Origin of the sequence: Ewingella sp. AOP9-I1-14, from assembly GCF_052375995.1 — a bacterium.
Lineage (GTDB): Bacteria > Pseudomonadota > Gammaproteobacteria > Enterobacterales > Enterobacteriaceae > Ewingella > Ewingella allii.
Genome location: NZ_JBQSVA010000001.1, coordinates 756384 through 771924, shown reverse-complemented (window position 1 = coordinate 771924; position 15541 = coordinate 756384). Strand labels below are relative to the sequence as shown.

Sequence of the window (15541 nt, the reverse complement as noted above, 5' to 3'; positions counted from 1 at the left end):
GCCATGAACAAACATCTCTATCGCATCATTTTTAATAAAGCCCGTGGCCTGTTAATGGTGGTGGCGGAAATTGCTTCGGCAGGCCGAGAGGGTGGACGCCGCGTGCGCCGCAGCAAGACGGCTATACGCCAATGTCGCTTGAGCAGCCTGTCCTGCGCCATGCTGGTGCTCTTTGGATCGGTGGTGCTGGTCAACAGTGCTCAGGCGGGGATCGTGGCCGACGGTCAGGCGCCGAGTAACCAGCAGCCGAATATCGTCAGCACCGCCAACGGCACCCCGCAGGTCAATATTCAAACTCCAAGCGAAGGGGGCGTTTCCCGCAACACCTACAGCCAGTTCGACGTCGATCAAAAAGGGGTGATCCTTAATAACTCGCGAAATAACGTGGCGACGCAGCAGGGCGGAATGGTGCAGGGGAACCCTTGGCTGGCGCGCGGCGAGGCGAAAGTGATCCTCAATGAGGTCAACTCGCGCGACCCGAGCCAGCTTAACGGCTATGTCGAAGTCGCAGGCCGTCAGGCACAGGTCGTGATCGCCAACCCGGCGGGGATCACCTGTAACGGCTGCGGCTTCATCAATGCTAATCGCGCCACCATGACCACCGGGCAGGCGCAGCTCAACAATGGCCAGCTCACCGGGTTTGATGTTGAACGGGGCGAAATCGTGATCCAGGGCGCGGGAATGGACAGCAGCCGTCAGGATTACACGGACATCATCGCCCGCTCGGTGAAAATTAACGCCAACTTAGTGGCAAAAGATCTCAAGGTGACGGCAGGCCGCAATAAGGTGGATGTTGATCATCAGCAAATCGATAAAAAAGCCGCGGACGGTTCACCACGTCCGATGATGGCGGTAGACGTCGCCCAGCTCGGCGGCATGTACGCCAATAAAATTCGCCTGATCGGCACCGAAGACGGCGTCGGGGTGCATAACGCCGGTAATATCGGCGCGCAGGCGGGCACTCTGGTGGTCACCGCCGATGGCCGTATTGAAAATAGCGGGCAGATGAGCGGTCAGGCGGGCGTCGCTATTGCTGCTAACGGCGTGATGGAAAACAGCGGCGCGGTGCGTTCCGGCGCCGATGCCAACCTGATTGCGACGGGCGACCTGCACAATAGCGGCGCAATCACCGCCAATAACCATCTGCAAACAAAAAGCGCGACGTTAAATAGCGAGCAGGGAAGCGTGCTGGCGGCGGGTGTTAACCAGAACGGTAAGCTGGCAGGAAGTAGCAATCTCACCCTCGATGCCTCGGGGCAGTTACGAGCTCAGGGGCAAAACTTGGCCTCCGGCGATCTGACGGCTCGCGGGCAGGGCGTCGATGTGCGCCATAGCTCGACCAGCGGCAATAACGTCACTCTGGACGCCGGGCAGGACGATCTGCAGACCGGCAGCGCGCAGGTCGCGGCGCAACAGCAGTTGACCGCACGCAGTGGCAAAATGCTCAATAACGACGGCGGAAAGCTGCTCGGTGATAAGCTAAATATCAGCGCGGGCTCCCTTTCTAACCAGCAAGGCGCTATTGCGCAATTGGGCAGTGATTCCCTGCAACTCTCCCATCAAGGCTCCCTTAACAACCGTGGCGGCAGCATTGCCAGCAACGGCAAAGATCTCAAAATCAAAGCCTCGCAGATCAACAATCAGGGCGGCAAAATCTTGCACGCCGCCGACGGCGACCTGTCACTGGAAAGCGCCAGTCTGCAAGGGGAGCAGGGCCAGATGCTCTCCAACGGTCATTTGACCATTAACAGCGGCGATGTCCTGCTGGATGGCGGCACCACCTCTGCCGATCAATTCACTCTGACGGCTAATCGACTCTCTAACCGCGAAGGCAAAATCTTGCAGACCGGCAGCGGCGCGATGACGCTCAAGGTATTTGACGGCGTGGATAATCAGGCTGGGCAAATTGCGGGCAATGGCAATCTCGACCTGAAAGCCGCCAGCCTGAATAACCAGCAAGGGCAGCTCGGCGCGGGGCAAACGCTTACCCTCAATACTGGCACGCTGAGTAACCAGCAGGGGAACATTGCAGCACTTGGCGATATGCAGTTGACCAGCGTCGGGCTAAACAATGACGGCGGGCTGGTGCAGTCGGGCGGCGGTATGGCTCTTGAGCTTCAGGGTGGAGCCTTAAGTAACCGCAATAGTGGCGATAATCGCGGGATTGTCAGCCGTGGGCCGATGTCGATCAACAGCGGTTCACTCGACAACCAGCAAGGGTTTATCGCAGCAACGGGCGATTTACGGCTGACCTCCGCTGATTTCAACAATCTCAACGGCACGCTGGCAAGCGACGGTGAACTGAACCTGACGACCGGGCAATTCACTAACCAGCAGGGGCTGGTGCAGGCCGCCCATAACTTAAGTTTCAATAGCCGGAATCAGGCAGTTGATAACACCAACGGCGTCCTGAGCGCCGGTAAAAACCTGAATTTATTGACCGGCGCGTTGCTTAATCAGGCCGGACAGATCCGCACCGGCGGTGATGCCAGCATCAATACGCAGGGGCAGGCGCTGAATAACGCGCAGGGTAATATTGCCGCAGGCGGAAATGCTCAACTTGATATTGCCGGGCTGAACAACCGGGGCGGGAAACTTCAGGCGGCGGGCAATGCCTTGATCAATGCCTTTAACGGCCTGGTGGATAATACCGCCGGTTTGATTCGCAGCGGCGCGACGGCTACCGTAAACGCCGCGCAGATCGCCAACCGTGATACCAAAGCTCAGGACACCGGGCTTGAAGGCCAATCGGTTCGCCTGAGCAGCGACTCCCTCGACAACACCCAAGGCGCGCTGCGCGCCAATGACCTGCTGGATATCAATACCGGCTCGCTAAACAATGCCCAAGGCCTACTCTCTTCCGCCGATACCTTAACGCTGGCTGGCAATGGGCTGGCGCTGAGCAACACCGGCGGCACGCTGATTGCCGGTAAAAACCTGCAATTATCGGCCTCGTCAGTAACCGGCGACGGCAGCCTGCTGTCGCAAGGGGCGATGACGCTGAATCTGGCTCAGGGGTTCAACAACCAAGGCGACGTGATTGCCAACGGCGACCTGAATTTCAATATCGGCCAGGGGCTGGAAAACAGCGCGCTGATCAAAGCCGGTGGCACGCTCAACCTCAACGCCGCCAGTGTAAACAATGGCGCAACCGGGGAGATCAGTGCCGCGCAGAACCATATTCTGACCTCGGGCGACGTCACTAACCGTGGGCTTATCGACGGCAACCTGACCCATATTCAGTCGGCGACGCTGAACAATATCGGCAGCGGGCGCATCTATGGCGACCATATCGCCTTGCAGGCCGGCACCCTCAATAATTTGGCGGAAAACGGCACCGCGGCGACGATTGCCGCCCGCGATCGTCTGGATATCGGCGCGCAGACCATCAACAACCGCGACCATGGCCTGATTTTCAGCGCTGGCGACGTGGCCGTGGGCGGCCAGCTAAACGACCAGTGGCGGGCAACCGGTCAGGCGTCAGTGTTCAACAACAACAGTTCGACGCTGGAGTCGGTGGGCAACATGGTGTTGAACATCGGCGAAATAAACAATCTCAACGATCACTTCGAAACGGAAGTGGTGGTAACAGAGGATTCGCCACATCACGAGGCGGTGTTAAAAGGTTCGACTCAACGCTATGACTGGAGTGACGTTGATACATCATGGAAAAACAAGTACGGCGTTCATGATGCGATCATGCCCGATGGCTCGCGCAGCAATGAGTTTTATGAATACCAGTACCAGCGCACCATCAAGGAAACACAGGTAAAAGAGAGCGATCCGGGGCAAATCATCGCCGGGGGTGATCTGACTATCTACAGCAACCAGCTTAATAACATTAATAGCCGGGTGATGGCTGGTGGCACCTTGGGTGGACAAATCGACGTTCCCAATAACGTCAGCACGCCAGGTGAGCGCACCATTACGGATGTCGGAACCCAGACCCGCTGGTACGCGAAAAAAACCAAACGCCGTTTTGGTGGCACCAAGACCTCACAAGGCAAGGACAGCAATAACTACAGCCCTGATGTCATCATTCAAGCTGTTGATTTAAAAGCAATGGTCTATGCCGAGCATACCCAGATAACGGGCAGCGGTACCACCATTGCCGGGCGGGATACATCGACGCTTAATCAGCAGGCGGGCAGCGCGGGCGCGGTGCAAAATGGGTCGACGCTTCAGCCCATCAACCCTCCCGCCGGGCAGATATTTGAGATCCAGCCGAAGAATAATCTGGACACAGTTGTGCGCATCACCAGCCCGAACCTCACGCTGCCGGACAACAGCCTGTTCCAGCTGCACGGCGACGTGACCAGCCATTACCTGATCGAGACTGACCCGCGCTTCACTAACCAGAAGCAGTGGCTCGCCAGTGACTATATGCAGAATGCCCTTGGCCAAGATCCCGATCATATGTTGAAGCGTTTGGGTGACGGCTTCTACGAGCAGCGGCTGATCCGCCAGCAAATTGCCGACCTTACCGGCCAGCGTTATCTGGCGGGATACAACAACGATACGGATCAGTACAAAGCCTTGATGGACGCGGGTATCGCTTTTGGGAAGCAGTACAACCTGACGCTAGGCGTGGCGCTCACTCCGGCACAGATGGCCTTACTGACCAGCGATATGGTGTGGCTGGTCAAGCAGGATGTGACGCTGCCGAACGGCTCCGTGCAAAGCGTGCTGGTACCGCAGGTTTATGCGCGAGTGAAAAAAGGCGATCTTGATGGCAGCGGGGCGCTGCTCTCAGGCAACAATCTAGTGCTAAATAGCCAGAATGACTTAACCAACAGCGGCAAAATTCTTGGCCGGGAAGTGACGCAGATTAATGCCGATACGCTCAACAACGGTGGTTTCATCGGCGGGAATCAGGTCAATATCAATGCTCGCACCGATATCAACAACCTCGGCGGCACCCTGCAAGGTGGCGACAGTCTGGTGGCGATTGCCGGGCGCGACATTAATGTCAGCAGCACCCTCGCGGGCAACGACGCGAATCGATATCTCGACCGCGCGGCGGGTATCTATGTGCAGAACGACGGAGGTAAACTTGGCCTGCAGGCCTTGAATAATATCAACCTGACGGCGGCGCAAATCAGCAACACCGGCGCGGACAGTCAGACCAAGATCATTGCGGGCAATGACCTCAACCTTGCGACTCTCAATACGACGCATACTGAGAACAGCGAATGGGGCAAAGATAACTATCGTCACCTGACTCAGAACCAAGACGTGGGTACGCAGATCAACGTCGGCGGTAGCCTTGGCCTGAGCGCGGGGCATGACCTGAATGCCAAAGCCGCGTCGGTGACCGCCAAAGACAGCATCACGGCGGTGGCGGGTAACGACATCAACCTGACCGCCGGTAATGACTCATATCATCTGACCGAGCATAGCAAGCAGAGCAGCAAAGGCATGCTTTCCAGCATGTCGCTGGAGACGCACGACGAAGTGCGTAACCAGAGTGCGCTGGGTAGCAATATCAGTGGCGACAGCGTCACCCTGCAGGCGGGGAATAACCTGCTGGTGCAGGGCAGCAAACTGGCGGGTACTCGCGACGTGAACCTGCTGGCGGGCAACGACCTCAACATCACCGCCGCCGACCAGTCGCGTCAGGAAACGCACCTGCGCGAAGAGAAGAAAACCGGCCTGTCCGGCACGGGCGGCGTTGGGGTGAGCTATGGCAAGCAGAGCACCAAAATTACCGATGACGGCAGAACCCAGACCAGCGCGGGCAGCACCGTCGGCAGTACGCATGGCAACGTCAACCTCAGCGCGGGCAAAGGCCTGACGGTAAAAGGCTCGGATGTCTTGGGGGGCAAAGACCTCAATCTGACGGGCAAAGAGGTCAACATTCTGGCGGCGGATAACCAGAGCGTGCAGACCCACACCGTTGAGCAAAAACAGAGCGGGCTGACGCTGGCACTGTCCGGCGCGGTAGGCAGCGCTATCAACAGCGCGGTGTCCAGCGCCAACGATGCCAGCACCGCCAGCAGCGGGCGTCTGGCCGCGCTGGATGGCATCAAGTCAGCCCTCGGTGGCGTGCAGGCGTATCAGGCCTCGCAGCTCGGCGAGGCGCAGGGCCAGGACCAGCAGAGCCTGTTTGGCGTCAACCTCTCCTATGGCAGCCAGTCGTCCAAGTCGGAGCAGACCCAGACCAACAGTCAGAGTCAGGGCAGCACCCTGACGGCGGGGAACAACCTCAACATCCGCGCCACGGATACCGACATTAACGTGCAGGGCAGCCAGTTGCAGGCGGGCAAAGATATGGGCCTGATGGCTAACCGCGACGTGAACCTGATTTCGGCTACCAACACCTCGGAGCTTGACGGCAGCAACGAGAGCCACGGCGGCTCGGTAGGCGTCGGCTTAAACTTCGGCGGCAGTAACAGCGGCTTTACGGTGAACGCCAGCGCCAATAAGGGCAAAGGCTCGGAGAGCGGCAACGGCGTGACCCACACCGAGACCACCCTCAATGCCGGTAACAATCTGAACATCGTCAGCGGCCGCGACACCACGCTGACCGGCGCGCAGCTCACCGGCGACAAAGTCACGATGGACGTCGGCCGCAACCTGACGCTGACCAGCGAGCAGGACAGCGATAACTACGACTCTAAGCAGCAGAACGTCAGCGGCGGCGTTAGCGGCGGGCTGGGCTCGTTCAGCGCCTCGGCCAACCTCAGCCGCGACAAAATGCACAGCACCTACGACTCGGTGAAAGAGCAGACCGGCATCTTCGCAGGCAAGGGCGGCTTCGACATCACCGTCGGCGAGCACACCCAGCTCAACGGCTCGGTCATTGGCTCCACCGCCGATGCCGGCAAAAACCGGCTCGATACTGGCACGCTGGGCTTCGGCGACATTGAAAACCGCGCGGATTACCGCGTCGAGCACCAGAGCGTGGGGATGAGCACCGGCGGCAACACCGGCGGCCAGTTCGTCGGCAACATGGCGAACAGCCTGCTGGTGGGGGTGAATGGTAAAGGCAGCGACAGCTCGACCACCCAATCGGCAGTCAGCGATGGCAGCATTGTCATCCGCGATAAGGACAAACAGACGCAAAATGTCGCCGACCTGAGCCGAGACGTCGAGCACGCCAACCAGACCCTCTCGCCAATCTTCGACAAAGAGAAAGAGCAGCGCCGCCTGCAGGAGGCGCAGAAGATTGGGGAGATAGGGAGTCAGGTTAGTGATATCGCGCGGACGCAGGGTAAAATAGCGGAAGAAAAAGCGCTGAAAGATCCGAACGCTATCCAGGCGGCGAAAGAGGCGCTGGCGGCAAAAGGTAACCTAACGCCGACAGACAAGCAGGTCACCGATCAGGTACGCAATACCGCATCAGCCAGTTACGGCACCGGCAGCGCGTTGCAGCAGGGACTACAGGCGGCCACGGCGGCGATACAGGGGCTGGCGGGCGGAGACATGGCGAAAGCTATCGCGGGCGGGAGTGCGCCATATCTGGCGGAAGTTATCCATAAGATGACCACCGACCCGGTGACCGGCAATGTAGACCGCACGGCAAACCTGATGGCGCACGCGGTAGTCAACGCGGCGCTGGCCGCGGCGCAGGGCAACAACGCGGCGGCGAGTGCAGCGAGCGCAGTCAGCGGCGAAATGGTTGGGATGATCGCGCAGCAGATGTATGGTAAAAAAGCCGACGAGCTGAGCGAAACGGAGAAACAGACCGTATCGACTCTGGCGACCTTGGCGGCGGGACTAGCAGGCGGCTTGACGGGTGATAGCTCAGCGGATGCCGTGGCGGGGGCGCAGGCAGGGAAGAATGCGGTTGAGAATAACTTGCTGGGCGGTAATGAAGAAACCCAGACCAAGTTCGTGCAGGAGCACGGTAAAAATATTGCGTCTTGCAGCACAGACCCTGGCTCAGCGTCCTGCCAAAAAGGGCTAGCGATGAACGATGCGCTGATGGTGGCGCTTCCGGCGGGTCTTGGTGGTGGTCTACTGGCGGCAGCCACTCCTGAAATAGCAGCGGCAGCGAAAGCAGCGATACAGGCGTGTGCGGGTAATGTGGTGCTGTGCCTGAATAATGCCGGTATCCAGATGTCGGAAGCCATCGTACCGGGCGGTGTTGGGGCCGGTGGTGCGGTAGGTATCGGTAAGACAGCAGCAGAGGCGACGGCAGCGAAAGCTGAAGCTGCGGCGGCTAATGCGGTGAAGAATGTTGGAAATGGCAGTGCCATAAATTCGATTAAAAATACAGTAGAAACACAAGTTAGTGTTGATCAAAAATTAGCTAACTATCTGTTGGATAAACAACATCCTGTCGGAGGAAGTAAGGCGGAATGGTTCGATAGTGCTCTTGGTTTTAACAAAACAAACTCAAACGAGCTTGCGAAACAAATCGTTTTTGACTCCGGTAAGGCTGTTAAAACAGCAGAAACGCAGTTTGGTACTAAATATGATCAGGTGATACCAATAACTGGTACGAATGGTAGAACGATTAACGTTAAATTTGGTTGGATCGAGAATAATGATGGTGTGGTTAGGCTCGTAACAGCTATTCCAGCTAAAAAATAAAGATATTGGTATTTACTTTATGATCAAAGAATACGATGTAGTTAAAGCAACAAAAGACTTGTCTGACACTGTGCTAAAAGGATGTAGCGGAGCAGTTGTTATGATATATCAAGAACCTACTTTAGGTTATGAAGTTGAGTTCGTTGATAGTGAAGGCGGTACATTAGATGTTTTGACTGTTTACCCTGACGACATTGAATCATCAAGGTAACAATATGTTGAGAATAACTCGCTGAGTGGAGATCAGGCCCGCGAAACGGTGAAGCAGGCTACCGAATCCCTGAAGGATCAGATCAGGGATAAGCTGGGCAAAGGAACCACGTCTTCCATTGCAAACGGCATTATCAATGCCTTTGCGGAGACTGGCGACTCGGCGTTAGGTGGAGTGAATTACGCGGCAGATGCGGCGATGGCACTGGCCGCGTGTGCCACAGGCGATAGCTACTGTAGTAAGGCGATGAGCGATCTGTCCGGTAAGAATCAGGCGGTGGCAGACAGCGTTGCTGCGCTGATGAAGAGTGAAACCTGGTCGGCGGTGAAAGATACGGTAGTCCTGGCATCTACTGGAAATCAGGCAGCACTGGAAGCTACCGGTGGGATGCTGGCGGGGATAATATTGCCGGGTAAGAAAGTTTCGGGGATTACCGCAGCGCAGACGATAGCCAATTCTGTAGTTGATACGAAAAAATTTGATTATCTTTTTGGCAAGGCAACAGGCAATAGTCATACGCTAGATCGTACAAATCAACTTGCACTTGAAATGAAACGATTAGGTGTGGCGGATCATATTAACGGTCATGCAGTTCTTGCTGAGCATTTTACTCAGGCGACAAAAAATCCAAATAACATTGTGAAAAAATATACAGATCAATATGGTAGTTTTGAGGTCAGAGAATCTTTCTTCATTGGTCCTTCAGGAAAGGCTACGATGTTTGAAAGTACATTTGAAACTATGAAAGATGGCACTCATCGGTTCATTACAACCATACCGAAAAATGGAGTAACTAAATAATGTTCATAGAAAATAAGCCTGATGAAATTGAGTTGCTTTCTTTTTTTGAAAGTGAGCCTGTCTCGTTTGAGCGAGATAACGTCAGTTTTTTATATACTGCAAAAAATCAATGTGGGCTTAGTGCTGATTTTTCGTTTAGCGTTGTTGAAGGTTGGGTTCAATACGTAATGAGGTTACATGATAAAGAAATCTCACATGGTTCTATCGATGGTGTTACCTCAATTAGTATAAGAAATGATAATTTAGGTGATTATATTTATGTCGAAGCTATTACGGATAAATCAATAAATAAGGCTGAAATACGTATAAGGCCGGATATAAAAATAAAGAATAGTTCTCTTATTAAATAATGAAAATCCCGCCCTTAACCGGCGGGATTTTTTACTTTATAGCCAGCACGTTATCTTCTTTGTGGCAGCTCTTCCCACACCACAGTCCCCGGCGGTAGCGGCCGCTTATGCGGTGTGGTGATCATCGTAATGAACTCCACAACCTGTAGCTGCTTACGGGGCGAAGCTTACAGGCCTGCTTCAGCGTCTTCATAATCTCCGGCTCTTCCGGCGGCAGTTCCTGCGCGGTCAGCACCAGACAACCGGCCATCATACGCACCTCAAGCAGCGTTCCCGTCTCAAACCCTGCATAGGCCAGCCAGTCACTCTTAAAGGTGATGTTCATACGGCTCCCTCCATGGTGGGCACGATGTGAATTACCAACAGCCTGCTGGTGGGGGTGAATGGTAAAGGCAGCGACAGCTCGACCACCCAATCGGCGGTGTCCTACGGCAGCATAGTCATCCGCGATAAGGACAAACAGACGCAAAACGTCGCCGACCTGAGCCGCGACGTCGAGCACGCCAACCAGACCCTCTCGCCAATCTTCGACAAAGAGAAAGAGCAGCGCCGCCTGCAGGAGGCGCAGAAGATTGGGGAGATAGGGAATCAGGTGGCGGATATTGATTGATGGCATTCATACATCAAATTGATAATAAGCCGTTCGTCTGCGGCTAGGATAATTCTATCCATGCTTAAATTATTTCTTATAATTAGCCTTAATTAGTTGAATCGGTGTTTTAATTAAAAAGTTCATCCGGTACTATTCACACCGATTGTATATCCAATTATGCAATTTTATTTATAATTCCGACTAACTACCAATCTATGTTGCTAATCCATGTCGGGTATGAATCATTACTTTTTTATAATATTTTTAGTTAAGGATAACACATGAAGTATGGCATATTATCTCTGGTAGTTTTAGCCGCTGTCGGCGTATCAAACGTTGCAAAGGCCGACTCACATACTATCAGTCTGGGCTATGCGCAAAGTAAGGTGCAAGACTTCAAGAATATTCGCGGTGTGAATGCTAAATATCGCTATGAGTGGGACTCGCGGGTAAGTATTCTCGGTTCATTTACTTATATGAGTGGCTCGAAGGATACATACGAGCGTTTAGGTCGAGATGTGACTGATAATTATGCTGCAATTAAATATTATTCTTTAGGTGTCGGACCTGTTTATCGTATTAATAAGTACGTAAGCGTCTATGGGCTTGCCGGACTGAATTATAGTAAGGTTGATTATCGCAATAGCTGGGGAGCTTATCAGGGCGCGTACCCTGGTGATAAATACGAGCATCAATATGATGGTAGTGGCAGTAAAAAAGTTGCTAACTTTATGTATGGAGCTGGTATTCAGATTAACCCATTATCTAATATCTCGGTAGATGTTGGATATGAAGGTTCAAGAGTAAATGATGGTTATAATAATTATTCGGTAAATGGGTTTAATGTGGGTGTGGGTTATCGTTTCTAATCTTTAGTATGGAGAAGTAACAAAGAAGTGAAATATTTCACTTCTTTATTTATTTCTTAATATAATAATGTTTTATTAAAAAATAGCAAAAAGCAGATGGGGAGTTGTGAGTGGGAGCGATATAGAACCACAATGTAAAAAAAGCTATGCCCCTAAAGGAATTTAACCTGACTCCGATAACCATATAAATGTAGTAGTGGGAAATGTTTTTATTTAAATAACAGGATGAAGTCATGACTTTTAGATTTTTTTATGCATGTCCCTTGGCTATTTTTCTTTTGTCTGGGTGTCAACTCGATACTCGCCATGCTTTTGTGGATTATACAGGGAATGATGCAGCCAAAATTAGAGTATTGGATAAAGGAACGATTGGGCTGAAAGTCTATGAGAAATCGGGAGATTGCTATAAAGAGGTTGACGCAAGAAAGCTTACTTCAACTTTCCATTTATCCTTACTGACTCAGGCAGATTACAGCGTGGGAACGACCAAAACAGTTGGAATGACCCCTTCTCAAAAATTTAAGGGTAAGTCTGTAAAGGAATATATTATAAAATCAGGCCAATACTTAAAAATTATCAACTCTCTTCAAGAGACAAAATATAACGGCACTACCGAAATGCATCATCACTCTACCTACTTTGTTCCTGAAAGTAATCATCAGTATGAAATTCATGCTGAGTTGAGCGAATATAATTATAGCCCGGTTGCTGTAACAATTGAGGATTTAACAAGTAAAGATCCAATTAAAGGTTGGACTGGCACGATTTGTAAGAAAAGTGGTTTTTTCTCATTCTAGAATGAGTTTAAAAAGGTGATGTTTAAAAATTTTTTTTCTGACTGATTTGGTTGAACAATGTTTTTCGGAGTGTAAAATTACCCCGTCTAACACTCTTAAAACACACAGATTCTTGCACGAAAAATCACAGGCCAAAACAATGACTGATACAGCAAAGATTGAAAAGGACATTAATCGTTTTGTTAAAAATGCCTGGGGGGCGGCGATACTGTCAGCGGCTATTAACCTGGGATTTACGCTTTACTTTTGGTCGGGGCTTGGGCATGGGTTGTTAGCCAATATTTATAGTATTGGTTACACCCTTGCTGCTGTTGCTTTGGCTTATGGGATTTATCGTAGAAGCCGTATTTGCGCGGTGGCTATGCTCTTGCTTTTCCTTTTAGTGAAAGCCTTAAATATATCGGCTAATAACACGGGTAGCACAATTATTGTGACGATGTTTATTCTTATGTTTTGTGGCGGGGTGGTGGGGACTTTCTTCCATCATCAGAACGTAAAGTCTAAGAACATAGTTAGTAAACACATGACTCTTGCTACCGTAGTTTGTGTTTTAGTCTCTCTTGGAGTGATGTTTGGAATGGGGGCTTTATTAACCAAAAGTGCCGATCAGGCTTGGGCGACGTTTGAGGCGCAGAGTCAGGCTGAAATCTCTAAATTATCACTGCCAGTCAGAATGGATTATTACACGGTTTTAAAAAGTGTTGAGATTAATAATAAGAAACTCATTTATACCCGCGGCGTCGAAAATATAGATTTCAATGAGGTAGGTTTTTCAGCGCTGGATAAAAATAACAGAGCCATTTTTATTAAAGGTTTTTGCGCTACGCCGATGGTGCAACAATATGGTTTGACGGTTGACTATGTTTATAACCAAGGCTTGAGTGAGAAGACCTTATCTTATGACAAAACGGACTGTCCGACTGAATAACCGGAATGTCTAAACAGTCTGCGCCTCTCTCGGAAATACATTTTCATTCAAACCTCCCTAAAAAGGGGAGGAATAACCCAGTGGCTTCCTCGCCCACTAATTCACAATCTCAATTTTTATCAACCTTGAATCCCCGCGCCCGTGATCATCCACGGCCCTTATTCGATATTGGCCGTTATTCTCTGGCCGCCACTGCAGCGAGGTTTTACTGGCGCTGCTGCCGAGATAAATATCATCCACAAACCAATATATCGTTTTGCTATCCGCGTCCGTGGTGGCGTTGAAGACAATCGCATCGCGGCCTTGCTGCGACTGGCGCAGGGTGTAAGTGGTGTTACGCAGTGGAGAAGTGATTCGCGGCGGCGAGCCGCTGACCGTATTGGTGTCACTCTTGCAGCGGCTATTATTCGGCGGCGTGCGTTTGGGTAAACCGGCCTGTGCGAAAACGTTCGCCAAGTCCGACGGCCAGAACTCAAACACCTCGGTGCGCGTCTGCTCTGGGTCATATGGCGGGCAGGCGACTTCCCCAGTTTGAATATCCAGCACTACCGGGCGGTAAATGGTATCGACCTTAATCGGCGATTTGCCCGGAATAAACCAGGTTTTGCCCTGCTGCTGGCACCACGGCGTCGGCAGGTCGCCGCTGGCGAGGCAGATATCCACCCGTTTTAGCTGTTTCGGCCACGGATGTTTTGGCTCGCGTAGGGTCGGGTAGTTGGCTTGAACGCTGTCGATAATATTGAAGAAAAGGGGTGCTGCGGCATCCGCGCCGATAAAGGCTCCGTTACCTTTACTGTCGAAATTCCCCTCCCACACCACCAGCACATAGGGGCCGAAAATCCCCGCCGTCCACGCATCGCGAAATCCCCACGAGGTGCCGGTTTTCCAGTACACCGGCAGAGAGGTCGGCCTTTGCGCCAGCGTGTCGCCCGGCCTGCGGTGCTGGCGCAGCATATCCAGCGTAATAAAACTGGCTTCATTGCTCAGCAGGCGAATCGGGGCAGGGGAGGCGTCCTGCTTTTGCAGCCGCAGCGGTTTGAGTTCCCCACGGTTAGCCAGCAGCGCGTAAAGCCGCGCCAGCTCTTGCACCGTGACTTCGCCGCCGCCGAGCACCAACGACAAACCATAGTGGCTTTCACTCGCCATATTAGCGACGCCGGACAGCCGCAGAAACTGATACAGCGTCGGGTTTTTGAGCTGGGAGGCGATGTACACCGCCGGAATATTGCGGCTGAAGTTTAAGGCATCGGTGGCGGTAACCGGACCGAGAAAGCGTCGGTCGAAGTTCTCCGGCGCATAAGCACCGAAGGAGGAGGGCACGTCTTTGAGAATGGTCATCGGGTGCAGCACGCCCTGCTCCAGCCCCAGCGCGTAGATAAAGGGTTTGAGTGTCGAGCCGGGCGAGCGTTTGGCCTTGGTGCCGTTAACCTGCCCCTGAATATCCCGATTGTAGTAGTCGGCGGAGCCAACCAGCGCCCGCACGCCCATATCGCGCGTATCGACCAGCAGCGCGGCGGCGTTGTGGATCCCACGGCTGGCGTTGCGGGTGATGAAGGCGTCCACCTGCCGCTCGACCAGCTTTTGCAGCCCGGCGTCCAGCTCGGTATCAACCCGGCTTTGGGTGCCTTGCAGTGGCGGATGCTCTTGGCGAATCTGCTCGATGAAGTGCGGCGCGATATAAGGCATCTGCTCCGGCTGGCGCAGGCTTAGCGGCAGTTGAAACAGCGCGCTCTGGCTGCTGTCAGTGTCATAACGCCGCTGCCAGCGGGCAAACAGGCGATTACGCGCCTGATTCAGCGCCTCGCCGAGCACGCCGGTTTTGGTATCAATGCGATAACTCGGCGACTGCGGCAAAACCGCCAGCGTCATGGCTTCCGGCAGGTTAAGATCGGCCGCCGGCTTGTTGAAGTAAATCAGGCTGGCCGCGCCAATACTCTCAATGTTCCGCCCATAAGGCGCGTAGTTGAGATAAGCCTCGAGAATGTCGTGTTTGGAATAACTCAGCTCGAGCTGCACCGCGCGGACAATTTGCCAAAGCTTGCCGGACGGCGTGCGGGTGTTGAGATGCCAGCGCATGCGCGCCAACTGCATGGTCAGCGTCGAGCCGCCTTGCTGCTTGCCGCCAAGAATATAACTACGCCAGAAGCCGCGCAGCAGGCTGGCAGGGTTGAAGCCGGGATGAAAGTAGAACCAACGGTCTTCATGCAATTGAATGCCCTGAATCACGCGCGGGGAAATCTGCTCCAGCGGCGTCCAAGTGCGATATCGCTCGTCATTGGCGAGGGTGATGCGCAGCAGGGTGCCGTTGCGGTCGTAGTAAGTGCTGGAAAAAGGCAAGCCGTGGGACAGCGGCGGATGAGGCCACAGGCGGCAGCCGATGAAGAAGATAGCCAGCAAAAAAACGGCCATAAGGCCGTTTTGTAGGAGACGTTTTAGGCTAAAAGTCTGAGTCATG

The 15541-nt window shown here is 53.1% G+C and carries 9 protein-coding genes and 1 pseudogene; 8 read left to right on the top strand and 2 right to left on the bottom strand.

Annotated features, from left to right (window positions below):
- Positions 1-3: 3 nt before the first annotated feature.
- Genes ACT3RT_RS03525 through ACT3RT_RS03510 form a run of 4 tightly spaced genes read left to right on the top strand, consistent with a single transcriptional unit; the run spans position 4 to position 9900 of the window.
- Positions 4-8538, top strand: coding sequence for a two-partner secretion domain-containing protein (locus ACT3RT_RS03525; RefSeq protein WP_496202508.1), 8535 nt, complete (start codon positions 4-6; stop codon positions 8536-8538).
- A 19-nt stretch (positions 8539-8557) separates the two neighbouring features.
- Positions 8558-8749 carry a DUF4926 domain-containing protein gene (locus ACT3RT_RS03520; RefSeq protein ID WP_496202507.1) on the top strand — a complete coding sequence of 64 codons (192 nt, stop codon included), beginning with the start codon at positions 8558-8560 and terminating at the stop codon, positions 8747-8749.
- A gap of 48 nt (positions 8750-8797) precedes the next feature.
- Positions 8798-9550 (top strand): hypothetical protein, encoded by a 753-nt coding sequence (locus tag ACT3RT_RS03515; RefSeq protein ID WP_496202506.1) that lies wholly within the window; start codon positions 8798-8800, stop codon positions 9548-9550.
- A complete protein-coding gene (locus ACT3RT_RS03510; protein ID WP_496202505.1) occupies positions 9550-9900 on the top strand; it encodes a hypothetical protein in 351 nt (116 codons plus the stop codon). The genes ACT3RT_RS03515 and ACT3RT_RS03510 overlap by 1 nt, the downstream gene beginning before the upstream one ends.
- Positions 9901-10021: 121 nt before the next feature.
- On the opposite strand, the gene ACT3RT_RS03505 is transcribed toward ACT3RT_RS03510, so the two are convergent.
- The gene (locus ACT3RT_RS03505) at positions 10022-10225 is read right to left on the bottom strand and encodes a SymE family type I addiction module toxin (RefSeq protein ID WP_496202504.1); all 204 of its coding nucleotides are present in this window, start codon (positions 10223-10225) and stop codon (positions 10022-10024) included.
- A 30-nt stretch (positions 10226-10255) separates the two neighbouring features.
- Here ACT3RT_RS03505 and ACT3RT_RS03500 point away from each other — a divergent pair.
- The 4 genes and pseudogenes from ACT3RT_RS03500 to ACT3RT_RS03485 form a co-directional block, all read left to right on the top strand.
- Positions 10256-10504 (top strand): annotated as a pseudogene (locus tag ACT3RT_RS03500) (VENN motif pre-toxin domain-containing protein); the annotation flags it as partial.
- A 269-nt stretch (positions 10505-10773) separates the two neighbouring features.
- Positions 10774-11361, top strand: a complete 588-nt coding sequence (locus ACT3RT_RS03495; protein ID WP_496199862.1) for an Ail/Lom family outer membrane beta-barrel protein — start codon at positions 10774-10776, stop codon at positions 11359-11361.
- Between the two features lie 233 nt (positions 11362-11594).
- A complete protein-coding gene (locus ACT3RT_RS03490) occupies positions 11595-12158 on the top strand; it encodes a hypothetical protein (protein ID WP_496199863.1) in 564 nt (187 codons plus the stop codon).
- Positions 12159-12297: 139 nt separating this feature from the next.
- A complete protein-coding gene (locus ACT3RT_RS03485; protein WP_496202503.1) occupies positions 12298-13086 on the top strand; it encodes a hypothetical protein in 789 nt (262 codons plus the stop codon).
- 96 nt (positions 13087-13182) lie between these two features.
- On the opposite strand, the gene pbpC is transcribed toward ACT3RT_RS03485, so the two are convergent.
- Positions 13183-15540, bottom strand: a complete 2358-nt coding sequence (gene pbpC / locus ACT3RT_RS03480; protein ID WP_496202502.1) for a penicillin-binding protein 1C — start codon at positions 15538-15540, stop codon at positions 13183-13185.
- Position 15541 lies beyond the last annotated feature (1 nt).

Excerpts from the sequence above, each read along its gene's own strand:
- ACT3RT_RS03485 (WP_496202503.1), top strand. The coding sequence starts at position 12,298 with ATGACTGATACAGCAAAGATTGAAAAGGACATTAATCGTTTTGTTAAA.
- ACT3RT_RS03525 (WP_496202508.1), top strand. The coding sequence starts at position 4 with ATGAACAAACATCTCTATCGCATCATTTTTAATAAAGCCCGTGGCCTG.
- ACT3RT_RS03520 (WP_496202507.1), top strand. The coding sequence starts at position 8,558 with ATGATCAAAGAATACGATGTAGTTAAAGCAACAAAAGACTTGTCTGAC.
- ACT3RT_RS03495 (WP_496199862.1), top strand. The coding sequence starts at position 10,774 with ATGAAGTATGGCATATTATCTCTGGTAGTTTTAGCCGCTGTCGGCGTA.
- ACT3RT_RS03505 (WP_496202504.1), bottom strand. The coding sequence starts at position 10,225 with ATGAACATCACCTTTAAGAGTGACTGGCTGGCCTATGCAGGGTTTGAG.
- ACT3RT_RS03490 (WP_496199863.1), top strand. The coding sequence starts at position 11,595 with ATGACTTTTAGATTTTTTTATGCATGTCCCTTGGCTATTTTTCTTTTG.
- ACT3RT_RS03510 (WP_496202505.1), top strand. The coding sequence starts at position 9,550 with ATGTTCATAGAAAATAAGCCTGATGAAATTGAGTTGCTTTCTTTTTTT.
- pbpC (WP_496202502.1), bottom strand. The coding sequence starts at position 15,540 with ATGACTCAGACTTTTAGCCTAAAACGTCTCCTACAAAACGGCCTTATG.